Raw genomic sequence first — 2728 nt, forward strand, 5'->3', positions numbered from 1 at the left:
GCTTGTTAGCTTGTTAAGAGCAAAAATCCTATTCATCGCGGCAAACTAACTAAGCAGGGTTAAGTTAGTAATACCCCTAACAGAAGTTAGGGTCTGGGCTAACTTACGAGTGATTCCAACAGTCACAGGATACCAGCGCCCCAGGTTTCGAAACTCTCCTTAACCCAGCAATACTTCAATCTCTTTCGCCTCAACGAGGGTAGCAATCTCCGCATACAAGTCGACCTTATGTCCTGGCGCTGAGATCGAGATAGTGAGGGCGTAACGGGCCTTATCGGCGACACGCTTTTGTCCGGCATGCGACTTCCACCACCCTCCCACTGGAAAAACAGCGATAGCATCGTGTCCCGCTAACTCAATCGCGCGCCCCCGCCAAAGATCGCAATGCAGTGAACCCGCTTGGACAGCCTTAGGCCCAAGCAGCCAATGACTAGTTTCCCCATCAAGTTCACCGGCATCTTTTTCTTGGCTTGCTGTAATCCTGCTACGAAAGCGCAGATCAGACTCTCCTCGCTTTTTCATGTCGAAACGCAGACCAAACGAGCGATATGTATCGGGACGCGTTGCAGCCTTGCCAGTTAGGTTAGGTTCGATGAAGTAAGAAAGAGTGACCTTCATAGTCACGATCTCATTCTCAAGTCGTTCCAGTACCTTAGTGGGCCAAGGCAGATCGTAAAAGTGCATCTCATTAAAAACGCCTGTTCTTCCATCAGCACCAAACGCGAACGGCTGTATTTCCGCCTGTGCTATTAACGTGGCATCATTTTTGGCAGAAAGAATCGCACGTTCGACGTCCGGTACCCCATACCCGTACTCACGAAGAAGGCGCTGCTTGTCAGCTTTCGTACCAGTTTTCCAATGCGCTCCTTGGCCAATGAATCTTTTGCGTATCGGCTCTGGCCACTTAGCAGAGTCAACTGTAAGGGCCCGATGGGTTTCGGGCCAATGCTCCGGAAGCGCGGCCTGCAGGCGCCCAACGAAATTTCCGCCGATACCCGTCGCAGCACTGGTGGCCCAGAACGGCACGAGGGGCTCGGCGGAGAAATCAGAACCAGTAGAAAGTAGTGATACCGACGCATCCCAAGCGCAATAGCCTGTGGCATCAGAAGTCATATTTCCGGCTTCAAACAGAACCTCAGGCTTTATGGGCGTAAGGTCACTCGGCAGGGACTGCGATCCTCTGCTGTAAGGACTCCTATGATTGGCTGGAACAGCAGGTTTACGTGGTAAAGGTGCCCGTTCTTTTCGAGTGAAGCCGCCAACTGTGAGAGCATTCCAGCTTTGCGATGGATCCTCCAACGGTTGCGAAGGGAGGACTTGTGCTGCCATCCCCCCAGCGACATTCCCGGTTGAGACAAGAACCAAACGTTTCGGCCGCAGCATTGCAGGCCCACCTTCGGCTGCTTCGACAGCCATTGAGCCAGCCGCAATCTGATCGATAGCCCCACTCCAGGATGATGGGCGACTTGGCGGAAAGTCCGTGGCGGAAGTGGCCAAACAAAAGCTACGCAACAATCCAGGGCGTTCGGTTTCCACTAAGCTTACAGCGCCTTGCGTAACAATCCCATAGCTGGGGGGCCGAGTAGGGGGGAACCCATGTGGCGGCAAGAGCTTCATCGATTCAGCAGCATGCGTTAACGCTACTTGGCGCGCGTCGTTCATTAAAGGCTCGAGATCCCCATATAGGACAAGCCCAGTCAGTGGAGTTCCATGACCGCCGTCGGGATAATGATCATGTGTGCCCCATTCTTGATCGTATGCCCATGCACCTCGAAGTCCAGGAGCAATCAATGGATGTGCGGCATTGACACCTGTGTCAAGCGTGCAAACGACAGGTGCATTGTGCTCTGGTGGAGTAACCCGGCTAGCAAGATCTTCAACCCACTGATGCTGACCAAGTCCATTTTCCCCTCGCTCAAGGAACGGCTCAATTGTCCCAGTGGCGCGACGAATTTCCGTAATCGCGCCAGGAACTCGCGCAGCGAAGGACGCGACAGTTGCGGTAGCGGCATGCACGAATACGACCGTGGTATCAGGGAAGATAAGGCGATCATCGTGAACATCAAYGCCTACCTCTCGCGCCGTAAGAATGACATGATCCGCTAAATCGCCAGTTTTTCGTATCCACAGCTCCCACCATACAACGACAGTAGACGCCAGGTCGATCTGGCCAGTAAATAACGACTTCACAGATATTGCACGAACTTGCTCAACGACCTCAAAGCGGTCCGTGTCTGGGCGACGTTGATTTCCGGGATCTCGTCCATAGGCCGCAATCCGCTTCTTTAAATAACCTCTTGCGGCATCGGGCACAAAAAGCAGGGCGCTTTCCGTTCGATCCTCATTTCGGGTAGTTCTAAGGATCACAACTTCTTGAGACGGAAACTCCAGCGTATTAGGTATCTTAACTGCTTTCGAGCGGGAATTTTCTGCTGGGGAGACAGTAGTGACTTCAACGACAGCGCCGAGCTTTAATCCTTCAACGGCAAGGCGTGGATCCGCGCCGGTCGCGGGAACCTGCCCCCAAGCGGAGTCAAACTGTGAAAGTAATTGCGCTGCGTGTGCGGCGTAGTCGCCGCGTAACGGCTTGCGTTGCTGATCCCGAGAAGGGTACTCGTATGCCGAAGTCTCACGAAAAATATCGATTGAAATATGTGGCTGATTTCGTTTATTGAAGTTTTCTTGTTCCGCCATACGCTCCTACTCGTTCAAGTACTCCACACATTCC

Annotated in this window: 1 protein-coding gene; it reads right to left on the minus strand. The window is 53.0% G+C overall.

Annotated features, from left to right (window positions below):
- Nucleotides 1-159 precede the first annotated feature (159 nt).
- Entirely contained in the window at nucleotides 160-2694 is a 2535-nt protein-coding gene (locus tag AB4Z11_RS28730; protein WP_442029235.1) for a S8 family peptidase, read from the minus strand.
- Between the last annotated feature and the right edge of the window lie 34 nt (nucleotides 2695-2728).

The organism is Pseudoduganella sp. RAF53_2 (genome assembly GCF_052113985.1).
GTDB lineage: Bacteria > Pseudomonadota > Gammaproteobacteria > Burkholderiales > Burkholderiaceae_D > Rugamonas.